The 19,387-nt window shown below is 60.1% G+C and carries 17 protein-coding genes; 7 read left to right on the forward strand and 10 right to left on the reverse strand.

Going from position 1 to position 19,387, the window contains the following annotated elements:
- Positions 1-14: 14 nt before the first annotated feature.
- From AC1RP7_RS09985 to AC1RP7_RS09995, 3 genes are all read right to left on the reverse strand, one after another.
- Positions 15-1,442, reverse strand: coding sequence for a di-heme oxidoreductase family protein (locus AC1RP7_RS09985; RefSeq protein ID WP_493181235.1), 1,428 nt, complete (start codon positions 1,440-1,442; stop codon positions 15-17).
- A gap of 294 nt (positions 1,443-1,736) precedes the next feature.
- Positions 1,737-3,086, reverse strand: coding sequence for an imelysin family protein (locus tag AC1RP7_RS09990; protein ID WP_493181234.1), 1,350 nt, complete (start codon positions 3,084-3,086; stop codon positions 1,737-1,739).
- Between the two features lie 246 nt (positions 3,087-3,332).
- Positions 3,333-5,384 (reverse strand): putative bifunctional diguanylate cyclase/phosphodiesterase, encoded by a 2,052-nt coding sequence (locus tag AC1RP7_RS09995; RefSeq protein WP_218494264.1) that lies wholly within the window; start codon positions 5,382-5,384, stop codon positions 3,333-3,335.
- A gap of 1,192 nt (positions 5,385-6,576) precedes the next feature.
- Here AC1RP7_RS09995 and AC1RP7_RS10000 point away from each other — a divergent pair.
- Positions 6,577-6,840 (forward strand): DUF6124 family protein, encoded by a 264-nt coding sequence (locus AC1RP7_RS10000; protein WP_090457509.1) that lies wholly within the window; start codon positions 6,577-6,579, stop codon positions 6,838-6,840.
- Positions 6,841-7,020: 180 nt separating this feature from the next.
- Here AC1RP7_RS10000 and AC1RP7_RS10005 read toward each other — a convergent pair whose 3' ends face one another.
- The 3 genes from AC1RP7_RS10005 to AC1RP7_RS10015 form a co-directional block, all read right to left on the reverse strand.
- Positions 7,021-7,617: a superoxide dismutase gene (locus AC1RP7_RS10005; RefSeq protein WP_008022038.1), complete on the reverse strand. Its 597-nt coding sequence runs from the start codon at positions 7,615-7,617 to the stop codon at positions 7,021-7,023.
- A gap of 164 nt (positions 7,618-7,781) precedes the next feature.
- A complete protein-coding gene (locus AC1RP7_RS10010) occupies positions 7,782-8,384 on the reverse strand; it encodes a LysE/ArgO family amino acid transporter (RefSeq protein ID WP_218494266.1) in 603 nt (200 codons plus the stop codon).
- A gap of 6 nt (positions 8,385-8,390) precedes the next feature.
- The gene (locus AC1RP7_RS10015) at positions 8,391-8,792 is read right to left on the reverse strand and encodes an ACT domain-containing protein (protein ID WP_492624086.1); all 402 of its coding nucleotides are present in this window, start codon (positions 8,790-8,792) and stop codon (positions 8,391-8,393) included.
- Between the two features lie 96 nt (positions 8,793-8,888).
- Between AC1RP7_RS10015 and AC1RP7_RS10020 the strand changes: the two genes are divergently transcribed.
- The 4 genes from AC1RP7_RS10020 (at position 8,889) to AC1RP7_RS10035 (ending at position 12,898) form a co-directional block, all read left to right on the forward strand.
- Positions 8,889-9,782, forward strand: coding sequence for a LysR family transcriptional regulator ArgP (locus AC1RP7_RS10020; protein WP_493181233.1), 894 nt, complete (start codon positions 8,889-8,891; stop codon positions 9,780-9,782).
- A gap of 54 nt (positions 9,783-9,836) precedes the next feature.
- Positions 9,837-10,829: an NAD-dependent epimerase/dehydratase family protein gene (locus tag AC1RP7_RS10025; protein WP_150813342.1), complete on the forward strand. Its 993-nt coding sequence runs from the start codon at positions 9,837-9,839 to the stop codon at positions 10,827-10,829.
- Positions 10,830-10,945: 116 nt separating this feature from the next.
- Complete coding sequence (locus AC1RP7_RS10030) at positions 10,946-11,818, forward strand: ATPase (protein ID WP_340313069.1); 873 nt, start codon at positions 10,946-10,948, stop codon at positions 11,816-11,818.
- Between the two features lie 231 nt (positions 11,819-12,049).
- Positions 12,050-12,898: a cache domain-containing protein gene (locus AC1RP7_RS10035; protein ID WP_489339158.1), complete on the forward strand. Its 849-nt coding sequence runs from the start codon at positions 12,050-12,052 to the stop codon at positions 12,896-12,898.
- 118 nt (positions 12,899-13,016) lie between these two features.
- On the opposite strand, the gene AC1RP7_RS10040 is transcribed toward AC1RP7_RS10035, so the two are convergent.
- Positions 13,017-14,534, reverse strand: coding sequence for an MDR family MFS transporter (locus AC1RP7_RS10040; RefSeq protein ID WP_493181231.1), 1,518 nt, complete (start codon positions 14,532-14,534; stop codon positions 13,017-13,019).
- 78 nt (positions 14,535-14,612) lie between these two features.
- A complete protein-coding gene (gene pobA, locus AC1RP7_RS10045; RefSeq protein WP_493181229.1) occupies positions 14,613-15,806 on the reverse strand; it encodes a 4-hydroxybenzoate 3-monooxygenase in 1,194 nt (397 codons plus the stop codon).
- Positions 15,807-15,987: 181 nt separating this feature from the next.
- Here pobA and AC1RP7_RS10050 point away from each other — a divergent pair, with 181 nt between their 5' ends.
- Positions 15,988-16,884, forward strand: coding sequence for a helix-turn-helix domain-containing protein (locus tag AC1RP7_RS10050; protein ID WP_090457497.1), 897 nt, complete (start codon positions 15,988-15,990; stop codon positions 16,882-16,884).
- Between the two features lie 9 nt (positions 16,885-16,893).
- On the opposite strand, the gene AC1RP7_RS10055 is transcribed toward AC1RP7_RS10050, so the two are convergent.
- Together AC1RP7_RS10055 and AC1RP7_RS10060 are read right to left on the reverse strand one after the other, a co-directional pair.
- Entirely contained in the window at positions 16,894-17,070 is a 177-nt protein-coding gene (locus AC1RP7_RS10055) for a hypothetical protein (protein WP_007978514.1), read from the reverse strand.
- A gap of 202 nt (positions 17,071-17,272) precedes the next feature.
- Complete coding sequence (locus AC1RP7_RS10060; protein WP_206743389.1) at positions 17,273-18,178, reverse strand: LysR family transcriptional regulator; 906 nt, start codon at positions 18,176-18,178, stop codon at positions 17,273-17,275.
- A 223-nt stretch (positions 18,179-18,401) separates the two neighbouring features.
- On the opposite strand from AC1RP7_RS10060, the gene AC1RP7_RS10065 reads away from it, so the two are divergent.
- Positions 18,402-19,277, forward strand: coding sequence for an MBL fold metallo-hydrolase (locus AC1RP7_RS10065; RefSeq protein ID WP_340313082.1), 876 nt, complete (start codon positions 18,402-18,404; stop codon positions 19,275-19,277).
- Positions 19,278-19,387: the final 110 nt, after the last annotated feature.

The raw sequence follows: 19,387 nt of genomic DNA on the forward strand, positions 1-19,387 counted from the left end.
GAGTGGAATGCGTGTTAAAGGGAATTCAGGAACGCCAGCAACGCAGCGCGTTGCTCGGCATTGAAAGACAAAACCTGTTGTTGCGCCGCAGTCGCCTCGCCGCCATGCCAGAGCACGGCTTCGAGCAGGTTGCGGGCGCGGCCGTCGTGCAGGAACTGGGTGTGGCCGCTGACCGCCTGTGTCAGGCCGATGCCCCATAACGGCGGGGTGCGCCATTCGCGGCCGCTGGCCTGGAATTCGCTACGGTTGTCGGCCAGGCCGTCGCCCATGTCATGCAGCAGCAGATCGCTGTACGGGCGAATCACTTGATTGGCCAGTTCAGGTTCGGCGGCGTTGGCGGCGGTGGTGTATTTCGGTGTGTGACAGGACTGGCAACCGGCCTGATAAAACAGGGTCTTGCCGGCCAGTACTTCAGGGGCGTTGACGTCACGGCGGGCCGGTACGGCAAGGTTGCGGCTGTAGAACAGCACCAGGCGCAGGATGTTGTCGCTGACTTCCGGCTCGCCATCGGGGCCGTTGCCACTGGGTGCCTGTTTGCAGGCCGTTTGCGCGTCCGTGCAGTCATCAAGGGGTCTAAGGCTGGTTGTGAGCCCCATATCTCCCGAAAACGCGTGGACATTCTGTTGATTGAGGTTCGGTTGTCCGGCTTTCCAGCCAAATCGTCCCAGAACGGTCTTTTTCAGAGCGTCATCCCAGACCCGGTTCGGTCGCCCGCTGATGCCGTTGTTCGCCTTGGCCTGTGCCTCGGCGTTGGCCAGGATCGCCTCCTCGGGGATCGCTTCGAGCAGGCCCAGGCCAATCATTGGCGGCGCCACGCGGGCCGAGAAACGGGTGTCGGGGTGCATCGGGCCGTAACCCAGCTGGGTGATGTTCAGGCTCGGTTTGCGTAACTCGACTTCGGTGCCGTCCTTGAAGCGCACCGGCACGGGGGTGTAATCGACCCGCACTTTGCCTTCGGGGGCCACGCCGGGTACGGACATGTCCTGGAACTGGCCGCCGTAGACGGGCTCCGGCACCACGCCGAGCTGTTCGATGACCTTGGCATACGCCGGGGCGTCGGGAATCGACAGGCGTACCAGCATCGACACCGCGTTCACATCGTCGGGCGTCGGCGGATGGCCGCGGCCGTCCTTGATGTGGCAGCCCTGGCAGGCATTGGTGTTGAACAGTGGACCGAGACCATCGCGAGCGGTCGTCGTCGACGGGGCGATCACCCAAGGGCTGCGGAAGAAGCTGTTGCCGACACTGAAATCCACACGCCGTGATGGCGGCAGGTTCGCCGAGGGCATGGAAAACGAGTTCTGATCGGTCTTGCGCACCGTCGCACTGCCGCCGGAGCGGGCTTCACCGGGTTCGGCCCGGGTGAATTTCGGGGCGTCATCGCAGGCACTCAGGCCCAGGGCCAGAAACAGTGCGGACAAGCGAAGAGGCAGCGGGGGCATCAGACATCCTGCAAGACGAGCAAAACAAGGGCGCAAAGTCTAACAGGGGATGGGAATTTGAATAAGAGGAATTATCGTTTGCTTGATGTGGGGCAAGAGTCTATCTGCAAACCACGATCCCCTGTGTAGGAGCGAGCTTGCTCGCGATGGACGTGAACGGTGACGCGTGCTGACTGGAAAAATGCGTTGCCTTCAAATTCATCGCGAGCAAGCTCGCTCCTACAGGGGGGGCACATCCGGGCAGACAAGAAAAAGGCGACCCGAAGGTCGCCTTTTTCATTCAGCCAGCGTTGATCAGAACTCGTGATCAGCGTTGTCCGGGTTCAGGTCGTTGATGCCCAGTTTGCCAGCGGCGGCTTCGATCGAACCGGTCTGCTTGACCAGGGAAGCGATGGCGTCACGGACGATCTGGTTGCCTGCGGTGTTGCCGGCAGCGATCAACTGGTCGTAGTGCTCGCCCTTGTTGGCGTGGTCGACCATGACCTGAAGCTTGGCTTCAGTGGCGGCCAGGTCGTCCTTGAGCGCGGTGTCGGCAGCCGGGTCGGCTTTGGCCACCAGGGACGACAGGCTGGCGCCGGTCATTTTGGTGCCATCGACGCGAGTGTATTCACCCAGGTACACGTTACGAATGCCCTTGGCATCGTAGAAGTGCGAGTTGTGGGTGTTGTCGCTGAAGCAATCCTGTTCGTCTTCCGGGGAGTTGGCTTCCAGGGAAACCTTCATGCGCTCGCCCGCCAGTTCGCCCAGGGACAGGCTGCCCATGCCGAACAGCATTTTGCGCAGGCCGGTTTCAGCCGGTTCTGCTTCCAGGGTGGCGCGGTAGTTGTCGGCCACGTTCGGCTTCCAGTTACCGACCATTTCTTCCAGATCGCTGACCAGCAGCTGGGTCACGGACTTCAGGTAGGCACGACGACGATCATTGTGACCGCCGGTAGCGCCTTTGCCTTCCAGGTAGTCCGAAGCCGGACGGTTGCCGGCGCCAGGGCCGGTGCCGTTCAGGTCCTGGCCCCAGAGCAGGAATTCGATGGCGTGGTAGCCAGTGGCGACGTTGGCCTCGGAACCGCCCAGCTCGTTCAGGCTGGCGAGTTTTTCCGGGGTGATGTCTTTGACATCGACCTTGTCTTCGCCGATCTGCACTTGAGTGTTGGCGATGATGTTGGCAGTGGCACCCGGGTTGCCCAGGGCGTGTTCATAGGATTTGTCGACGTAGTCGATCAGGCCTTCGTCCAGCGGCCAAGAGTTCAGCTGACCTTCCCAGTCGTCAACGATGGTGTTGCCGAAACGGAACACTTCGCTCTGCAGGTAAGGCACGCGAGCGGCAACCCAGGCAGCCTTGGCGGCTTTGAGGGTGTCGGCGTTCGGCTTGGCGAGGAAGGCGTCTACGGCGGTTTGCAGGGTCTTCGCGGTGGATTCGGCATCGCTGTAAACGGCGAAAACGATGTCGGCGTAATGGGCGACAACGGCTTTGGCGGCAGCTTCGTCGACCTTACCGGCAGCGGCAGGCGCAGTGGCTGGAGCAGCCGGGGCAGCTGCAGTGCTGGCAGCTGGCGCGGCAGCTTTTTCTTGGTCTTTACCTTCGCCGCAACCGGCGAGGGAAATAGCGATGGCCAACAGACTGGCGGTAGCCAGAGGCATACGAATCATGGCGAACATCCTGCTTCGATAGGGGTGGAGTCGTGCTATGCACACGCAAAACTGCGACATAATGCAAATCTTTCGCATTATGTGTAAAGGGTTGTACCTGTAAATATTTCTTATTCACAGAGCGAGGCTTGCAACCCTCACTGTAGGAGCGAGCGCGCTCGCGATGATCTTGAGAGCAACGCGCCCATCCAGGATGAACGCGTTATCGTTCACGACCATCGCGAGCAGGCTCGCTCCTACAGGAGGTTACAAGATAGCGGCATTACTGCGTTGGGCCTGCTTCAGGTACAGACCCAGTTCCCGTGCCGGCAACGGTTTGCTGTAGTGATAGCCCTGACCTTCGTGGCAGCCTTCGGAAATGATGTAGGCCTCTTGCTCGGCGGTTTCCACGCCCTCGGCAATCACCTGCATGCCCAGGCTTTTGCCCAGCTGGATGATGGCGCGAACGATGGTCGCATCGTCGTCGTCATCGAGCAGGTCCTGGACGAAGCTCTTGTCGATCTTGATCTTGTCCAGAGGCAGGCTCTTGAGATAGCTCAAGGACGAATAGCCGGTTCCGAAATCGTCGATGGCGATCAGCGCGCCGGAGCGGCGCAGGCTGAGCAAGTGCTGGGCCGCGGTGCTGATGTCTTCCATCAGGCCGGTTTCGGTGACTTCCAGCTCCAGGCTGCGCGGTGGCAGGCGGTACATCTGCAGCAGGTTGTTGACCACCCGTGGCAGTTCGGCGTGGTGCAATTGAACCGTAGACAGGTTCACCGCCATGCGCAGGTCGGAGAAGCCCTGGTCATGCCACTCGCGTAGTTGTTTGCAGGCCTGGTCCAGCACCCATTCGCCGATGGCGATGATGGTGCCGTTCTGTTCGGCCAGCGGGATGAACAGGTCCGGCGGCACCATACCGTGCTCGGGGTGTTGCCAGCGAATCAGGGCTTCGACGCCCACCACGCGGTTGTCGCGGTAGCTGATCTGCGGTTGATAGACGAGGTAGAACTGATTGCGGATCAACGCATCGCGCAGGTCTTTTTCCAGCTCGCGGCGGCGACGCATTTCGGTATCGACGCTGGCGATATAGAACTGATAGCGGTTGCGCGAACGGGTCTTGGCCAGCGTCATGGTCTGCTCGGCCTTTTGCAGCAACTTCTCGGTGCTGTTGCCGTCCTCGGGGAACAGGGTGATGCCGATAGTGGCGCGCAGGCGGATCTCCTGATGATCGAGGGCAAACGCCGCTTCCAGGTCATCGAGAATGCTTTGCGCCAGCTCGGCGGCTTCGTAGGGCTGCTCGATATCGGCCTGGACAAGGGCGAACTGGTCGCCGCCGAGGCGGGCAAGGGCGCCCAGGCGACCGCTATGACCGCGCAGGCGATCGGCCAGGGCCAGCAGCAACTGGTCGCCGGTCTGGTAGCTGAACTGCTCGTTGATGCCCTTGAAGTCATCGAGGCCGACACACAACACCGCGACCCGGCGCTGCAATTTGCCGGCGTCGATGAGGATCTTGTCCAGTTGCTGCTGCAATTGCTGCCGGTTCGGCAGCCCCGTCAGGAAATCGTACTGGGACATGCGCACCAGGCTGTTTTCCGCTTCGTGGCGCAGATGGGTATTGCGTTCGATGGATTCGAGCAACTGGTTGGCGGTGTTGATCCAGATGCCCAGTTCGTTGTTCTCGTGGCCCTTGAGCAGCGGAATCTTGTGTTCGCTGGGACGATCCGGATTGATTTCCGTGAGGTGCTCGATGATCCGCGACAGCGGCTTGGTCAGCAGCCAGTGGTAGACCAGGTACAACACCAGTCCCATGGCGAGTGCGCGCAGGACGCCGGAAATGAAGATGATCACCGAGCTGACAATGAACCCTTGGCCGTAGGTGGCGGTATCGAGGGTGATGCTCAGGTCACCGTAATACTCACTGTAGGGCCCGCGACCGACCAGTTGGGTGGTGAAGGTGCGTTCCTTGCCAAGAATCAGGTCGGTCAGCCAGCGGCTGTGGGAGTGCTGCAATTCGCGGGTTTTTTGCGCGAGCATGGCTTCGTTGGGATGGCCGATGGAGGCCTTGCGGACGGCGGCGTCCTGAAACAGGCCTTCGATCACCTGCATGCCCATTTCCCGGTCCAGGCTGTAGACGGCCTGGGTCGAGGGGTCGCGAAACATGTCGAGGATGCGTTCGGCATCGCTGGCGACGGCCTGGCGTGTTTTATAGGCATCGAACACAATCTGCGCGCAGCTCAAGACCACGCCGACGATCAATGCCGACAGGAGTACGACCCGGAGCAACTTCACCGACAAGCTGTTCTTGAGTTCCAGCTTCAAAGGGTTATTCCTTGTTCCGTGCGGGTAGCATCAAGTTGCCATGAGTATTGGCAATCCCGTGATGGCAGTCAAAGGGACAATCATCCTTGGGGGATTTTGCCTGCTGCTTGGCCGATTTGCAGTTGACCTGGCGAGTTAGCCTATTAGTACTGTGTCGGTTGTCGAGTCCTTCAACTTGAGGGGCGGGATGGAGATATTTTCCTTTTGTTTGATGTTAGTCGGCGTGGGCGGGGGAGCAAGGGGCTGGAGGCTGGTTTCATCTTGGGAAATTGGCTTCGTCCGGGTTTTTTTGGGGGGGCATATCCATTGCTGCGGTAACGGCAGCTGGCGGTTTCGCCCTTACGGCGAGTCCCTTTTGTCAAACGACACAAAAGGAACCAAAAAGTCTCGCCCCGAACGTACGGCCCCTCGCCAGGGCTCGGGGTTCCTTCGCTCCGGCATTCATCCGGGGGCATCGCCCTCCGGTTGGCTTCGCTGGCACCTACATGCGATGTGTTCGACTGCGTCGAACGGCGCTGCGCGCCAATCCCCGGATGAACACCTCCACTCAGCCTGCCGAGGGGGCGGGTGGATCAAGATCAAAAGCTGCAGGCGAGCTAACGCTCGGCCTGTTGAGTGGTGAGAAGCGATGCGGTGATGCGGGATGCTCTGCTTTTTGCTCTTCTGTGGGAGCGAGCTTGCTCGCGATGGACGTCAACGATAACGCGGGCTGACTGGTTGATCGCGTTGTTCAGACGTTTTTCGCGAGCAAGCTCGCTCCTACAGGGATCTTCAGTGGCCACAAGTCCCGACTGAAAACCGGGGACCCAATGTGAGTGAGTCATACCCATGTGTGGCCAGGGATGCTTCGCGTTACGTTTTGGGCGTTAGCGCGGTGTAGGAAAGCGCCAGAAGTTTCCCACGCAGTTTTCAGGTTGTCCGTCGGAAGCGGGCTGAATAACCTTTGGTGATCGCTGAAATGCTTCAGCGATCGGGCGTGAGAACCCGCAAGAGAGTGTTAATCCAGCGCCAGTACCACCATAATTGCCGCCAGCTTATCCGCTGCCAGCAATGCTTTATGGCGGCTGTGTGCGGGCAGACCTCGGTCTGGCCGGATTGCTCTCTTGCCGGTTTCTCACTCCGCACATAGCTGCCACCTCTTCGCTCGCGTGAGAAACGGCGAGAGATGGCTCCAATCGATAAGGAGCATATTTTGGATAAGTTAATCCCCGATCCCCCCTGCAACACCACCAAACCCTACAGCCCTCGCACCATGTTCATGATCGTCCCCGACATGGACACTGAAAGCCTGCTTGCCCACGCTTGTGAATCACTGGCTTCAGCCAATGTCATGGCGAGTGATTTCGCTACCTGCCTGGCTGGCCCCCAGCGCAACACGGCGCTGGCCATTTCGCAGATTGTCATGTTGGCGGAGCTGGCGGTGAATCGTGCGCTGGATAACCTCGATCCGCAGTAGTTGGCCGACTGACTGCTTTATGGTTCTTCGCGAGCAGGCTCGCTCCCACTGGCTCGGGGGGGTGATCTGTGGGAGCGAGCCTGCTCGCGAAGACGGCGGGACAATCACCACCGTCCCTTTGCTCATATTCCTTCCATAAAAAAACCCGGCAAAAGCCGGGTTTTTTGTCTGGCATCGAGCTTAAGCGGTGAAGGTTTTGCCTTCGAACTGCTCAGCCACGAATTTCCAGTTGACCAGGTTCCAGAACGCTTCGACGTACTTCGGACGCAGGTTGCGGTAGTCGATGTAGTAAGCGTGTTCCCAGACGTCGCAGGTCAGCAGCGGGGTGTCGCCGTTGGTCAGCGGGTTGCCGGCGCCGATGGTGCTGGCCAGGGCCAGGGAACCGTCAGCCTTCTTCACCAGCCAGCCCCAACCGGAACCGAAGGTGCCGATGGAAGTCTTGCTGAATTCTTCCTTGAACTTGTCGAACGAACCGAAGGCCGCGTTGATGGCTTCAGCCAGTGCGCCGGTTGGTTGACCGCCAGCGTTTGGCGCCAGGCAGTTCCAGTAGAAAGTGTGGTTCCAGACCTGAGCGGCGTTGTTGAAGATACCGCCCGAGGAAGTCTTGACGATTTCTTCCAGGGTCTTGCCTTCGAACTCGGTGCCTGGCACCAGGTTGTTCAGGTTCACGACGTAGGTGTTGTGGTGCTTGTCGTGGTGGAACTCCAGGGTTTCCTTGGAGATGTGCGGCTGCAGGGCATCGTGTGCGTACGGCAGTGGCGGCAATTCGAAAGCCATGATGATTCTCCTAATCAGGTCAGTTGCGGTGAGCGCAAGGCCGATCACGGGCGGCCAGACAAGCGCCGGGGAGTTTGTACTCTTTGCGGCGCAGGGAGTCGGATCATAGCACCGGGGGGGCGGCATAACCACGCAACAACTGTGTGGAATAGAGGTTCCGCCAATCAGATGGCCGCGATCAGCTGCAGCGCTACGGCAAACATCATCACCGCCACCAACAGATCGAGAATTCGCCAGGTGCCGGGCCGGGCGAGCCACGGTGCCAGCCATGCCGCACCGAGGGCCAGGGTGAAGAACCACAGCAGCGAGGCACTGGCCGCGCCGACGACATAAGCGCCGGGCTCGGTTTGTTGGGCGCCCAGGGAGCCGATCAGCAAAACGGTGTCCAGATAGACGTGCGGGTTGAGCAAGGTCACCGCCAGCGCACTGAGCATGACCGCCCGCAGCGAGCGTACGGTCTGGCCTTCGCCCTGCTCAAGGCTCTGCTTCGAAAAGGCCCGGCGCAGCGCCTGGCTGCCGTACCACAACAGGAACGCTGCGCCGCCCCAGCGTGCGATGGCCAACAGCGTCGGGTTCTGCGCCAGTACGGTCGCCAGGCCGAACACTCCGGCGGCCACCAACAGGGCATCGCAGGCCACGCAGAGTGCCGCCACCGGCAGGTGATGTTCACGCCGCAGGCTTTGCGCCAGGACAAACGCATTCTGGGTGCCGATCGCCATGATCAGGCCGAAGGCCACGAGCAGCCCGTTCACATAACTTTGCCACATGATTTTTTACTCCGCGTTGGCTGCCAGATCCCGCAGCACTTGCAGGGCACGGTCGGCGTCGGCCTGGCCGACGAACAAATGGTCGTGGTAGTAGCCGGCAATCACGTTGCAGCTGATTCCGGCTTTGCCCAGTGCCGTGGCGAACGCGGCGGTCAGGCCGACCGCTTCGAGGGCCGAATGTACGTTCAAGGTGATCCAGGCGGCGATGTAGTCGAAGCTGAATCCGGCTGTTTCGGCGTGGGAACGCTCGAGAATTACGGTCAGGCCTTCCTGCTCGCGGAAGCTGCCGACAATCTCCAGATCCGCAGGCAATTTACCGTCGCGCAGGGTGCAGAACACGTATTCGCCAGCGTTGAGTTGCGGGCTCATGCTGCGCAGCAGCGTTGCCAATGAAGTTTCGCCAGCCATGTGGGTGATCCTTGTTCAAGAGTTCTTGCTGGTCATTGTCCTTGTGAAGGTTGTATAAGAAAAACCAATCTTGCTGATCGCTCATTAGGAAAACTGATGTTCGACTATAAATTGCTTTCTGCCCTGGCCGCCGTGGTCGAACAGGCCGGTTTTGAACGGGCGGCCCAGGTACTGGGCTTGTCGCAATCGGCGATTTCCCAGCGTATCAAGCTGCTGGAAGCGCGGGTTGGTCAGCCGGTGCTGGTGCGGGCCACGCCGCCAACGCCGACGGAAATCGGTCGACGGCTGCTCAACCACGTGCAGCAGGTGCGATTGCTTGAACGGGATTTGCAAAGCCTGGTGCCGGCGCTGGATGAAGAGGGCCTGCCGGAACGCCTGCGCATCGCCCTGAATGCCGACAGCCTGGCCACTTGGTGGGCGCAGGCCGTGGGGGCGTTTTGCGCCGAACAGCATCTGCTGATGGATCTGGTGGTCGAAGACCAGACCGTCGGCCTCAAGCGCATGCGCGCCGGTGAAGTGGCGGCTTGTGTCTGCGCCAGCGAGCGGCCGGTGGCGGGTGCGCGCAGCGTGTTGCTGGGGGCCATGCGTTACCGTGCGCTGGCCAGCCCCGCCTTTATTGCCCGGCATTTTCCGCAGGGCGTACGCGCCGATCAGTTGGCCCGAACCCCGGCGCTGGTATTTGGCCCGGACGATTTCCTGCAGCATCGCTACCTTGCGTCCCTCGGCGTCGAGGGTGGATTCGAACACCATTTGTGCCCGTCCTCCGAAGGTTTTATCCGCTTGGCGGAAGCCGGTCTGGGCTGGGGGCTGGTTCCGGAACTGCAGGTGCACGAGCAACTGCAAAGGGGTGTATTGCAGGAGCTGCTGCCAGATAAGCCGATCGATGTGCCGCTGTACTGGCATCATTGGCGTAATGGCGGCCAGCTGCTGGGGCTGCTCACCGATCAATTGGTCAGCGCATCGAAGCAATGGCTGGTGCCCTTGGACTGACGCGCAGCGTCAAGACCTCACGTAATACGCAAAACGAAATATTCGGAGCAATTCATGAAGATTCTGGTTACCGGCGCAAGCGGCTTCATCGGCGGGCGCTTTGCGCGTTTTGCCCTGGAGCAGGGCCTGGACGTGCGGGTCAACGGTCGCCGGGCCGAGAGCGTGGAGCATCTGGTACGCCGGGGAGCCGAGTTCATCCAGGGTGACTTGAGCGACCCGGAACTGGCGCGCGAGCTGTGCTCGGACGTCGAGGCCGTGGTGCATTGCGCCGGTGCTGTTGGATTATGGGGACGTTATCAAGACTTCCATCAGGGCAACGTCCAGGTCACCGAGAACGTGGTCGAAGCCTGCTTGAAGCAACGGGTTCGGCGGCTGGTGCATTTGTCGTCGCCGTCGATCTACTTCGATGGTCGCGATCATCTGGGCCTGACGGAAGAACAGGTGCCCAAGCGCTTCAAACACCCTTACGCCGCCACCAAGTACCTGGCCGAGCAAAAAGTCTTCGGTGCCCAGGAGTTCGGTCTCGAAACCCTGGCCCTGCGCCCGCGTTTCGTCACCGGGGCCGGCGACATGAGCATCTTCCCGCGCCTGTTGAACATGCAGCGCAAGGGGCGCCTGGCGATCATCGGCAACGGTCTGAACAAAGTTGATTTCACCAGCGTGCAAAACCTCAACGAGGCGTTGCTCAGCAGTTTGCTGGCCAGCGGTTCTGCGCTGGGCAAGGCTTACAACATCAGCAACGGCACGCCGATTCCCCTGTGGGATGTGGTCAATTACGTCATGCGCAACATGGAAGTCCCACAGGTCACCCGCTACCGTTCCTACGGCCTGGCCTACAGCGTGGCGGCGCTCAACGAGGGCGTGTGCAAGTTGTGGCCGGGGCGTCCCGAACCGACGCTGTCGCGTCTGGGCATGCAGGTCATGAACAAAAATTTCACCCTGGACATCAGCCGCGCGCGGCATTATCTGGATTACGATCCCAAGGTCAGCCTCTGGACGGCGCTCGATGAATTCTGTGGCTGGTGGAAGGCCCAGGCTGTTCGCTGACGCTCGAACAACGACCCCCGACTGAACCGGATTCGGGCTTGGGGGTCAATGGTTGCGGCTGTGGGGTTTATACTGCGCGGCATAAAGCCATTATGTGATTCACTAAGGTTGATTCAATGTCCATGCGAAACGATGCCAACGACGACTTCGATGATGTACCGAGCCTGCGTGCAGACGTTCTCGATGACGACTTTGCGCCCCCCGCCCGCACGGTCGTGCATTCGCGCACGACGCCGGTGGTGAAGGTCAAGGCGGCGAGTACCGGTGCCTTGTGGGCGTTGATCGGGGCGTTGTTCTTTGCGTTCACGGGCCTGGCCTGGTGGAGCTTTCAGCAGATCTCCCTGATGGAACAGCAACTGGTGGCGACCCAGGAAAGCTTCGCGCGAATCAGTGAGGAAGCGGCAGGGCGCCTGCAGGATATTTCCGGAAAGGTTGTTGCCAGCCAGACCAGTGTCAACACCGACAGCGAGGCCTTGAAGCTGCAAATCCGCCAGCTGGAAAGCAAGCTCCAGGACCAGAACGCCCAGCAGCAAGGTGTTGCCGGCCAGGCCTCGGACCTGGACAAGCGACTGGCACAAATGACCGCGCAAACCACCGAGCTGGACAAGCGCCTGGCGCAATTGAATACCCAGAACACCGAACATCAGACGGCCAATACCCAGTTGCAGGCCCAGGTCAAAGCATTGAGTGCTGAATTGGCCACCCTGAAAAGTGCCCCGTCGGACGCTGAAAAACTCGATGCACAACTGAAGAGCCTGGGCGCCGATATCACCGCGCTGAAGAAACAAGGCAACCCAAGCGCTGCTATCGAGCGTCTCGAGCAAGACATGATCGTGCTCAAGAGCGAGCAGGACAACCGTCCAGCGGTCACGCAGGGCTCGACCAATACCGCCGAGTTCGATGCATTCCGCAGCCAGGTCACCCGCAACATCAATACCCTTCAGGCGCAGATCCAGAACCTTCAGCAGCAACTGCGCGCCCGGCAGTAATCCGAACAGTTGTGGCGAGGGAGCTTGCCCCCGATGGGTGGCGAAGCCGCCCCAAATCCATTCGCCGCGGTTCACCAGATCAACCGCGGTGCCTGATTTTCGACTGCTGCGCAGCCGGACGGGGGCAAGCCCCCTCGCCACAAAAGCCTATGACCCTGTTCTGGCGAATATTCGTACATATCCCATTGCCGTCTACGCTCTTGAAACACCATCAGGAACGAGGGATGCGCAATGGGGTTTCTGCATAGGTTTACCTTGCTGTGCGGCATGTTTTTGTTGTGCCTGGGCCAGGCGCAAGCCGCCGGGACGGAAAAGGACGACAGCAAGGCGGCCATTGCCCTACTGGAAAAAGCCCTGGCCTACTACCACCAGAATGGCGACAAGGCGTTGGCGGCGTTCAGTCGACAGGGTGAGTTTGTCGACAAGGACCGTTATGTCTTTGTGCTCGACACCAAGGGCGTGATGCTCGCCAGTGGCGGGCCGTCGTCGGCGCTGATTGGCCGGGACGTGTCGCAAGTGCTTGGACCGGATCTGCAGAAAGCTTTCAAGGACGCCCTGAAGGTGCCGGAGGGCAATGGCATTCAGCAGGCGGAATATCGCTGGCAGAACTGGAATGACGGCAAGGTCGAGCGCAAGCATGTCTACTACCAGCGCGTTGGGCAGCGGATTCTGGCGGTCGGTTATTACCTGCCACGGGCCTCCGCCGAACAGGCCATGACCTTGCTGAACAAAGCGGCAACCGATCTGGCCAAGGACGAAAAGGGCACCCTGACGGCGATCAATTCCCTCAAGGGCGGCTACCTGCAGGATGACCTGTATGTGTTTGTTGTCGACCTGGATACTCAGCGTTACGTGGCCCACGGCACCAACCTGCGGCTGATCAATACCGACTTCAGCAAGATCGTGGACCCGGAAGGCAAACCGGTGGGCGAGCCGATTCTGGCGTTGATGGCCCAGCAGGATTACGGCGAATACGAATACCGCTGGAAAAACCCGGTGACGGGCAAAGTCGAGAACAAGCATGCCTACCTGAAGAAGGTCGGACATTTTCTGGTGGCTGTCGGGTATTACAGCCCTTGATAGCCTTCGCGATGTAGGAGCGAGCTTGCTCGCGAAGGTCGTAAACGATAACGCGTAAAACCAGATGCCCAGCGGCGCCCTTGGATTTTTTCGCGAGCAAGCTCGCTCCTGCAGATATCTAGCGAACCTTGTCCTCGCGCCCGCGCAGCAACATGTTCGGCATGGCAATCGCCGCCGCCAGCCCAAGCAATGAAACGGCCGCGCTGACCGTCAGCAAATGCCGGAATGTCAGTGACAATTCGGCACGCAGGGTGTTCTGCGCCTCACCCGGCGCGGCATTCAAACCGTCCAGCAATACATTTCCCGAGCTGCCTTCGGCAATCAGAGACGAACCGGCCAGGTGCGCGAAACTCGAATCCTGCAACAACGCCAACAGCAGCGCCGACATCAACGCCACACCCACGGCACCACCCAGCGAACGGAACAGGTTGGTGGTGCTGGTGGCTACACCGATGTCCCGCTGGTCCACCGAGTTCTGCGTGCCGACCAATGACGTCGGGAACTGCATGCCCGAGGATATCCCGCAGAGCAGCATGAACAGACTGCTCACGACGAACGCCTGCGGCGGGCTGAACGCCATGCCGATAATCGAGACAGGCATCAGCGCCGCACCGGTAAGGATCATCGGTTTGTAGCGTCCGGTGACCGAGGTGCGGCGGCCTGCGAAATACGCGCCAATCGGCAAACCCATGGCCAGGGGCAGCAGGTGCAGGGCGGCGCTGTCGGCACCGGCGCCGGTGACGCTCTGAAAGCGCAGCGGCATCAACACAATCAGCGAGATGGCCTGGAAACTGGTGAAGAAAATCGTGCACCAGCACAGGATCGCATTGCGGTTGGCGAACAGATGCATGGGCAACAACGGTTCTCGCGCCCGTCGCTCGTGGACGACGAACAGCCCCAGCACCAGCACCGCACAAGCGAGCAGCGCCAACACCTCGGCACTGCGCCACGAATGGCCCTGGCCGACCTGGGTGATGCCCAGCAACAATGCTGTCAGCCCGATGATCATCAACACGGTGCCCAGGTAGTCGATGATCGGTTTGCGTTGCGGAATCGGCAGGCCCACCAGCGTGCGATAGGCGACCAGCCAGGCGCCCAGGCCCAGTGGCAGGTTGATCAGGAACACCCAGCGCCAGGACAGGTATTCGGTCATGTAACCACCGAGCACCGGGCCGGCCACGCTGGCCACTGCATACATGCTGCTGAAATAGCCCTGATACCGGCCGCGCTCCCGTGGCGGCACGATGTCACCGATGATCGCCTGGCTCACCGAAATCATCCCGCCGGCCCCGATGCCCTGGAAGATTCGCGCCAGTACCAGTTGTTCCATGCTCTGTGCCATGCCGCAGAACACCGACGCCAGGGTGAACAGGCCCATGCCGAACAGCATCAGCTTGCGCCGCCCGTACAAGTCGCCCAGTTTGCCGTAGATCGGCACCGCCACGGTCATGGCCACCATGTAGCCGGAAATCACCCAGGCCAGCAGGCTGACGTCCTTGAATTGCGCGGAAATGGCCGGCATCGAAACGGCGACGATGGTCTGGTCCAACGCACCGAGAAAGATCGCCAGCATCAGGGCGATCAGCACGCTGCGAATGGCCGGTTTGGGCGTTTCAGGCTGATGGAGATTGGTCACGGGAAAACCTGCGGGCAGTGATTGACCCGCAAGAGGCAAGGCGAGCGGGGATGCTCGCCAGTGTAAGTCGATAGGAAGCTATTCGATAGCCTCATAAGGAAGCCCGACGTAGTTTTCTGCAATGGTTTTGCGACCCGCCTGCGAATCGACAAAATAGTCCAGTTCCGACTCGGCAATGCGTTGGCTAAAGGCATCGTGATCATCAAAGCGGTGCAGCATCGAGGTCATCCACCAGGAAAAACGCTCGGCTTTCCACACCCGGCGCAGGCAGATTTCCGAGTATTTCTCCAGCAGATCAAGGCGATCGTCGCGGTAAACCTTGACCAGGATGTTGAACAGCGTGCTGACGTCACTGGCCGCCAGGTTCAGGCCCTTGGCCCCGGTGGGCGGGACAATGTGCGCGGCATCACCGACGAGGAACATCCGCCCGTACTGCATGGGTTCGACGACGAAGCTGCGCAGCGGCGCGATGCTTTTCTCGATGGACGGGCCGGTTACCAGTTTTTGCGCAAGATCGACCGGCAGGCGGTTTTTGAGCTCGTCCCAGAAGCGTTGATCGGACCAATCCTCGACATTTTCCTCTGCGGGCACTTGCAGGTAATAACGGGTGCGCGTCGGCGAGCGCATGCTGCACAGGGCGAAACCGCGCTCATGGCGGGCATAGACCAGCTCATCGTGGACCGGTGGGGTATCGGCCAGAATCCCCAGCCAGCCGAAGGGATAGATCCGTTCGAAGATTTTCAGGCTGTCGGCGGGAATCGATTGTCGCGCCACACCGTGGAAGCCGTCGCAACCGGCGATGTAGTCGCAGTCAAGTCGATACGGCTCGCCGTCCTTCTCAAAAGTGACAAACGCTTCATCGGTTTTCATGCCGTGGGGAACGACGTTGCTGGCCTGGTAAATCGTCTGCGCGCCCACCTCCCGACGAGCGGCCATCAGGTCACGGGTGACCTCGGTCTGGCCGTAGATCATCACCGTCTTGCCGCCGGTCAACGCTTGCAGATCGATGTGTACCTGGTGCCCGTCGAGGGCCAGTTCGAAGCCACCATGGACCAGTCCCTCGGCGTCCATGCGCTGACTCACGCCGGCCTGACGCAACAGCTCTACCATGCCTTGTTCAAGCACGCCGGCGCGGATTCGGCCGAGTACATAATCGGGGGTTTGACGTTCGAGAACGATGTTGTCGATGCCGGCGTTGTGCAGCAATTGGCCGAGCAGCAAGCCTGAGGGGCCAGCACCGATAATGGCAACTTGGGTTTTCAGTGTTTTCATTGTTCTTATGACTCGCAAGCTCCACACGACCTGGGCCGGTGAATGATTTTTATGGATCGAGTGCTTGCATTTTTCCCTTGCGAGTCTGTCAATTGAAGGTGAAAACTGAGCCGATAGCTGTACATTCTGCCAATCGGTGCGATTATCGCCCCAGATCAACCCCGAGGCCTGGATTGAAGTGATGAACAAGCCTGACCTGCCTTCGATTCCGGTGTTCAAGCTCTACGGTGAAAGCCTGGATTGGCCGACCCCGGACTTGCTGCACTGTGAAACCATTTCCAAACGCAGTCGCGAACATCATTGGGAAATCAAACCTCACCGCCACGCTGACTTGTGCCAGTTGCTCTTCGTATTCAAAGGTCAGGCCGAGCTTGAAATCGAAGGCAAGCGAACGCAACTGGTGGAGCCGGCAATTCAGATCCTGCCACCGCTGTCGGTGCACGGCTTTCGTTTTTCCGAGGACGTGGAAGGGTTTGTCGTAACCCTGGCTGCGCCGCTGATCGCCCACCTGCAGATGCAGTTGGGGCAATCGGTCAATGCCCTGGCCCAGTCCGAAAGCTACCCGGCAGGCAAGGACGCCGAGTACCTCAACAGCCTGTTCAGCGCCTTGCAGAACGAATACACCAGCCATCAACCGGCGCGGGAAATGCTCATGCATTCGCTGGTCAGCGTGATCGTGGTGTGGGTCAGTCGCCAGGTGATCCAGCGTCGCACCGCCATGGCGCGACCGCAGCGGGCCCGGGAATACCTCAACGGCTTTATTCAACTGGTGGAAGAGACGTATCGCCAGCACGTCAAGGTCGAGGATCTGGCACACCGGCTGGGGATTTCCGTGTCCCACCTCAACGGCACCTGCCGTGAGCTGGCGGGGCAACCGGCGTTGCAGATAATGCACGAACGGCAATTGCTGGAGGCCAAGCGTTTGCTGACCTACACCAGCATGACCATTTATGAAATGTCCGACGTGTTGGGGTTTTCCGATCCGACCAACTTCACGCGCCTGTTCCGGCGTCGAGTGGGGATTTCGCCAAAGGCGTTCCGCGACCGCTTGAAGGCCGATCAGGACAACGAAGCCTGACCCCCTTCGTTACCGGAGGGCGTTGAGGGTGGCGTTGTGGGGGATGCAGCGCTCGAAGTTGCAGCTCGCGGCTTCACGGGGCAGGTTGCGCAGTTGCTCGACGCGCCAGGCCGCAGCGCCATACAGCCCGAGCGTGACCGCACAGGTGATGAAAATCGCGAGGTATCTTCTTGTTCTGATGTTCATGGCGTTGACCTCTGAACGAATACCTTTCGGTACTACTTTGAGCATAGGTCAGCGCCGGTGAGTTACCAGCAATAGCGCGGTATTCAGAACACTGATCCCCCCTGCGGGAGCGAGCTTGCTCGCGATAGCGGTGGATCAGTCGACATCATTGTTGAATGTTCGGTAGCCATCGCGAGCAAGCTCGCTCCCACAGGGCTTCCATTTACAACCCGATGTCCCATTCCGGTTCTTGCGGAAACCTCACCACCAGAAAATCCAGCAAGCTGCGCAACGCCGCCGGCATGTGCTTGCGCGAGGCATACACCGCATACACGTTCATTTGCCGGGGTTCGGCCGTCGGCAGCAGGCGAATCAACTCGCCGCTGTGGATGTGCACGCCGGCCTGGTAGGTGGGCAGCATCGCCACCCCGGCGCCGGCTATCGTTGCGCGCAGCAGTGTGCTGGCCTCGTTGGCGCTGATGTTGCCTTGCACCGGTACTGAAACCTGCTCGCCATCCTGTTCGAAATGCCACAGGCTTTTGCCGAAGTAGGAGTGGGTCAGGCAATTGTGCAGGCTCAAGTCCTCGACCCGTTGCGGCGCCGGGTGCTCGCGCAAGTAAGCGGGGGACGCGCAGATCACCGAGCGGCAAACCGTCAGGCGGCGGGCGATCAGGTTCGGGTCCAGGTCGTTGCTGGTACGGATCGCCAGGTCGATGCGCTCATCCACCAGGTTCACGGTGCGGTCGAGCATCTGCATGTCGATGCTGACGCCGGGGTAGCGTCGGACATAGGCGGCCATGGCGTCGGCCAATTGCGCCTGGCCGAAGGAGGTGCTGACGCTGATTCGCAGCAGGCCGCGGGGTGCGTCATCCGGTTCGCTGACGGCGGCTTGCATGTCGGTGGATAAATCGAGCATCTGCCGACAGCGGGGCAGGATCTCGGTGCCGGCGGCGGTGAGGCTCAACTTGCGTGTGGTGCGATGCATCAGGCGCGCGCCGACCCAGTCTTCCAGCTCCGCCAGATACCGCGACACCACCGGCCGTGACAGCTCCAGATGATCGGCGGCGGCCGACTGGCTGCCGAGGTCGACCACCGTGACGAACACACGCATTGCTTGAAGACGATCCATGATTTGCCCGCTTTCAGAAACAAACTATGTTCAAGCATCGCATTTTTTGTACCGAGTCAGGCAACTAAGCTCTGTTCCTCTGTGTAGGAGCGAGCTTGCTCGCGATGGTCGTTAACGATAACGCGGGATACCGGTTATACGCGGCGCCTTCAAGTCCATCGCGAGCAGGCTCGCTCCTACAAAAGGCATCGCCAAACATGGCATCGGGATCACGGAGCAACAGATGATCGGTTTCACCTCACTTAAGCGAGTTTTGCTGGCCACCACCTTCGGTTTTGCCGCCCACGCCAGCGCCTCGACCCTGACGCTGGATGTCTACAACCCCGGCGAAAAAGCCATCTTCCCGGTGACCTCGGTGTTGGTCAGTGGCGAGAAAGAAGCGATCCTGGTGGATGCGCAATTCGGCAAATCCCAGGCCGAACAGGTAGTGGAAAAAATCCGCGCCAGCGGCAAGCAGTTGACCACCATCTACATCAGCCACGGTGACCCGGACTACTACTTCGGCCTCGATACCCTTACGGCCGCATTCCCCAAGGCCAAGGTCCTCGCCTCGCAGCCGACCGTCGACCACATCAAGCACACCGTCGAGGGCAAACTGGCATTCTGGGGCCCGAAAATGGGGGCCGACGTGCCTGTAAAAACCATCGTGCCGGACGTGCTCAAGGGTGACAGCCTGATCCTCGAAGGGCAGAAGTTGCAGGTGGTGGGTCTTGAGGGCCCGCAGCCGGATCGCAGCTTTGTGTGGATTCCATCGATCAAGGCCGTGGTTGGTGGTGTCGTGGTGGCGCAAAACATCCACGTGTGGATGGCTGACACGCAAACTCCGCAGTCCCATGCCGATTGGCTGACTACGCTGCATGCCATTGAAACCCTGAAACCGCAGACCGTGGTGCCGGGTCATTACCTTGGCGAGAGCGATCGCTCACTGACGGCCGTGCAGTTCACCGCCGCCTACATCAAGGCCTTCGACGAAGAAACCGCCAAGGCCAAGGATGCTGCCGCGCTGATCGCCGCGATGAAAAAACGCTTCCCGACCCTGGGCGATGAAAGCTCCCTGGAGCTGAGTGCCAAGGTCGCGAAGGGCGAGATGAAGTGGTAACCGGAAGTACATGAAGCTGAAGCAAGTTTTGAGATGAAATTGATTACCTGTGGCGAGGGGGCAAGCCCCCTCGCCACAAAGGTCAGCGCAATTTGATACCGATACTTTCA

It is taken from the genome of Pseudomonas sp. GW822-FHT01E03 (assembly GCF_058802985.1).

What these genes read in the sequence shown, in the direction of transcription:
- AC1RP7_RS09985 (WP_493181235.1), bottom strand. Translation starts at nt 1,442, where the DNA reads ATGCCCCCGCTGCCTCTTCGCTTGTCCGCACTGTTTCTGGCCCTGGGC.
- AC1RP7_RS09990 (WP_493181234.1), bottom strand. Translation starts at nt 3,086, where the DNA reads ATGATTCGTATGCCTCTGGCTACCGCCAGTCTGTTGGCCATCGCTATT.
- AC1RP7_RS10005 (WP_008022038.1), bottom strand. Translation starts at nt 7,617, where the DNA reads ATGGCTTTCGAATTGCCGCCACTGCCGTACGCACACGATGCCCTGCAG.
- AC1RP7_RS10010 (WP_218494266.1), bottom strand. Translation starts at nt 8,384, where the DNA reads ATGTGGCAAAGTTATGTGAACGGGCTGCTCGTGGCCTTCGGCCTGATC.
- AC1RP7_RS10015 (WP_492624086.1), bottom strand. Translation starts at nt 8,792, where the DNA reads ATGGCTGGCGAAACTTCATTGGCAACGCTGCTGCGCAGCATGAGCCCG.
- AC1RP7_RS10020 (WP_493181233.1), top strand. Translation starts at nt 8,889, where the DNA reads ATGTTCGACTATAAATTGCTTTCTGCCCTGGCCGCCGTGGTCGAACAG.
- AC1RP7_RS10025 (WP_150813342.1), top strand. Translation starts at nt 9,837, where the DNA reads ATGAAGATTCTGGTTACCGGCGCAAGCGGCTTCATCGGCGGGCGCTTT.
- AC1RP7_RS10030 (WP_340313069.1), top strand. Translation starts at nt 10,946, where the DNA reads ATGTCCATGCGAAACGATGCCAACGACGACTTCGATGATGTACCGAGC.
- AC1RP7_RS10035 (WP_489339158.1), top strand. Translation starts at nt 12,050, where the DNA reads ATGGGGTTTCTGCATAGGTTTACCTTGCTGTGCGGCATGTTTTTGTTG.
- pobA (WP_493181229.1), bottom strand. Translation starts at nt 15,806, where the DNA reads ATGAAAACACTGAAAACCCAAGTTGCCATTATCGGTGCTGGCCCCTCA.
- AC1RP7_RS10050 (WP_090457497.1), top strand. Translation starts at nt 15,988, where the DNA reads ATGAACAAGCCTGACCTGCCTTCGATTCCGGTGTTCAAGCTCTACGGT.
- AC1RP7_RS10055 (WP_007978514.1), bottom strand. Translation starts at nt 17,070, where the DNA reads ATGAACATCAGAACAAGAAGATACCTCGCGATTTTCATCACCTGTGCG.
- AC1RP7_RS10060 (WP_206743389.1), bottom strand. Translation starts at nt 18,178, where the DNA reads ATGGATCGTCTTCAAGCAATGCGTGTGTTCGTCACGGTGGTCGACCTC.
- AC1RP7_RS10065 (WP_340313082.1), top strand. Translation starts at nt 18,402, where the DNA reads ATGATCGGTTTCACCTCACTTAAGCGAGTTTTGCTGGCCACCACCTTC.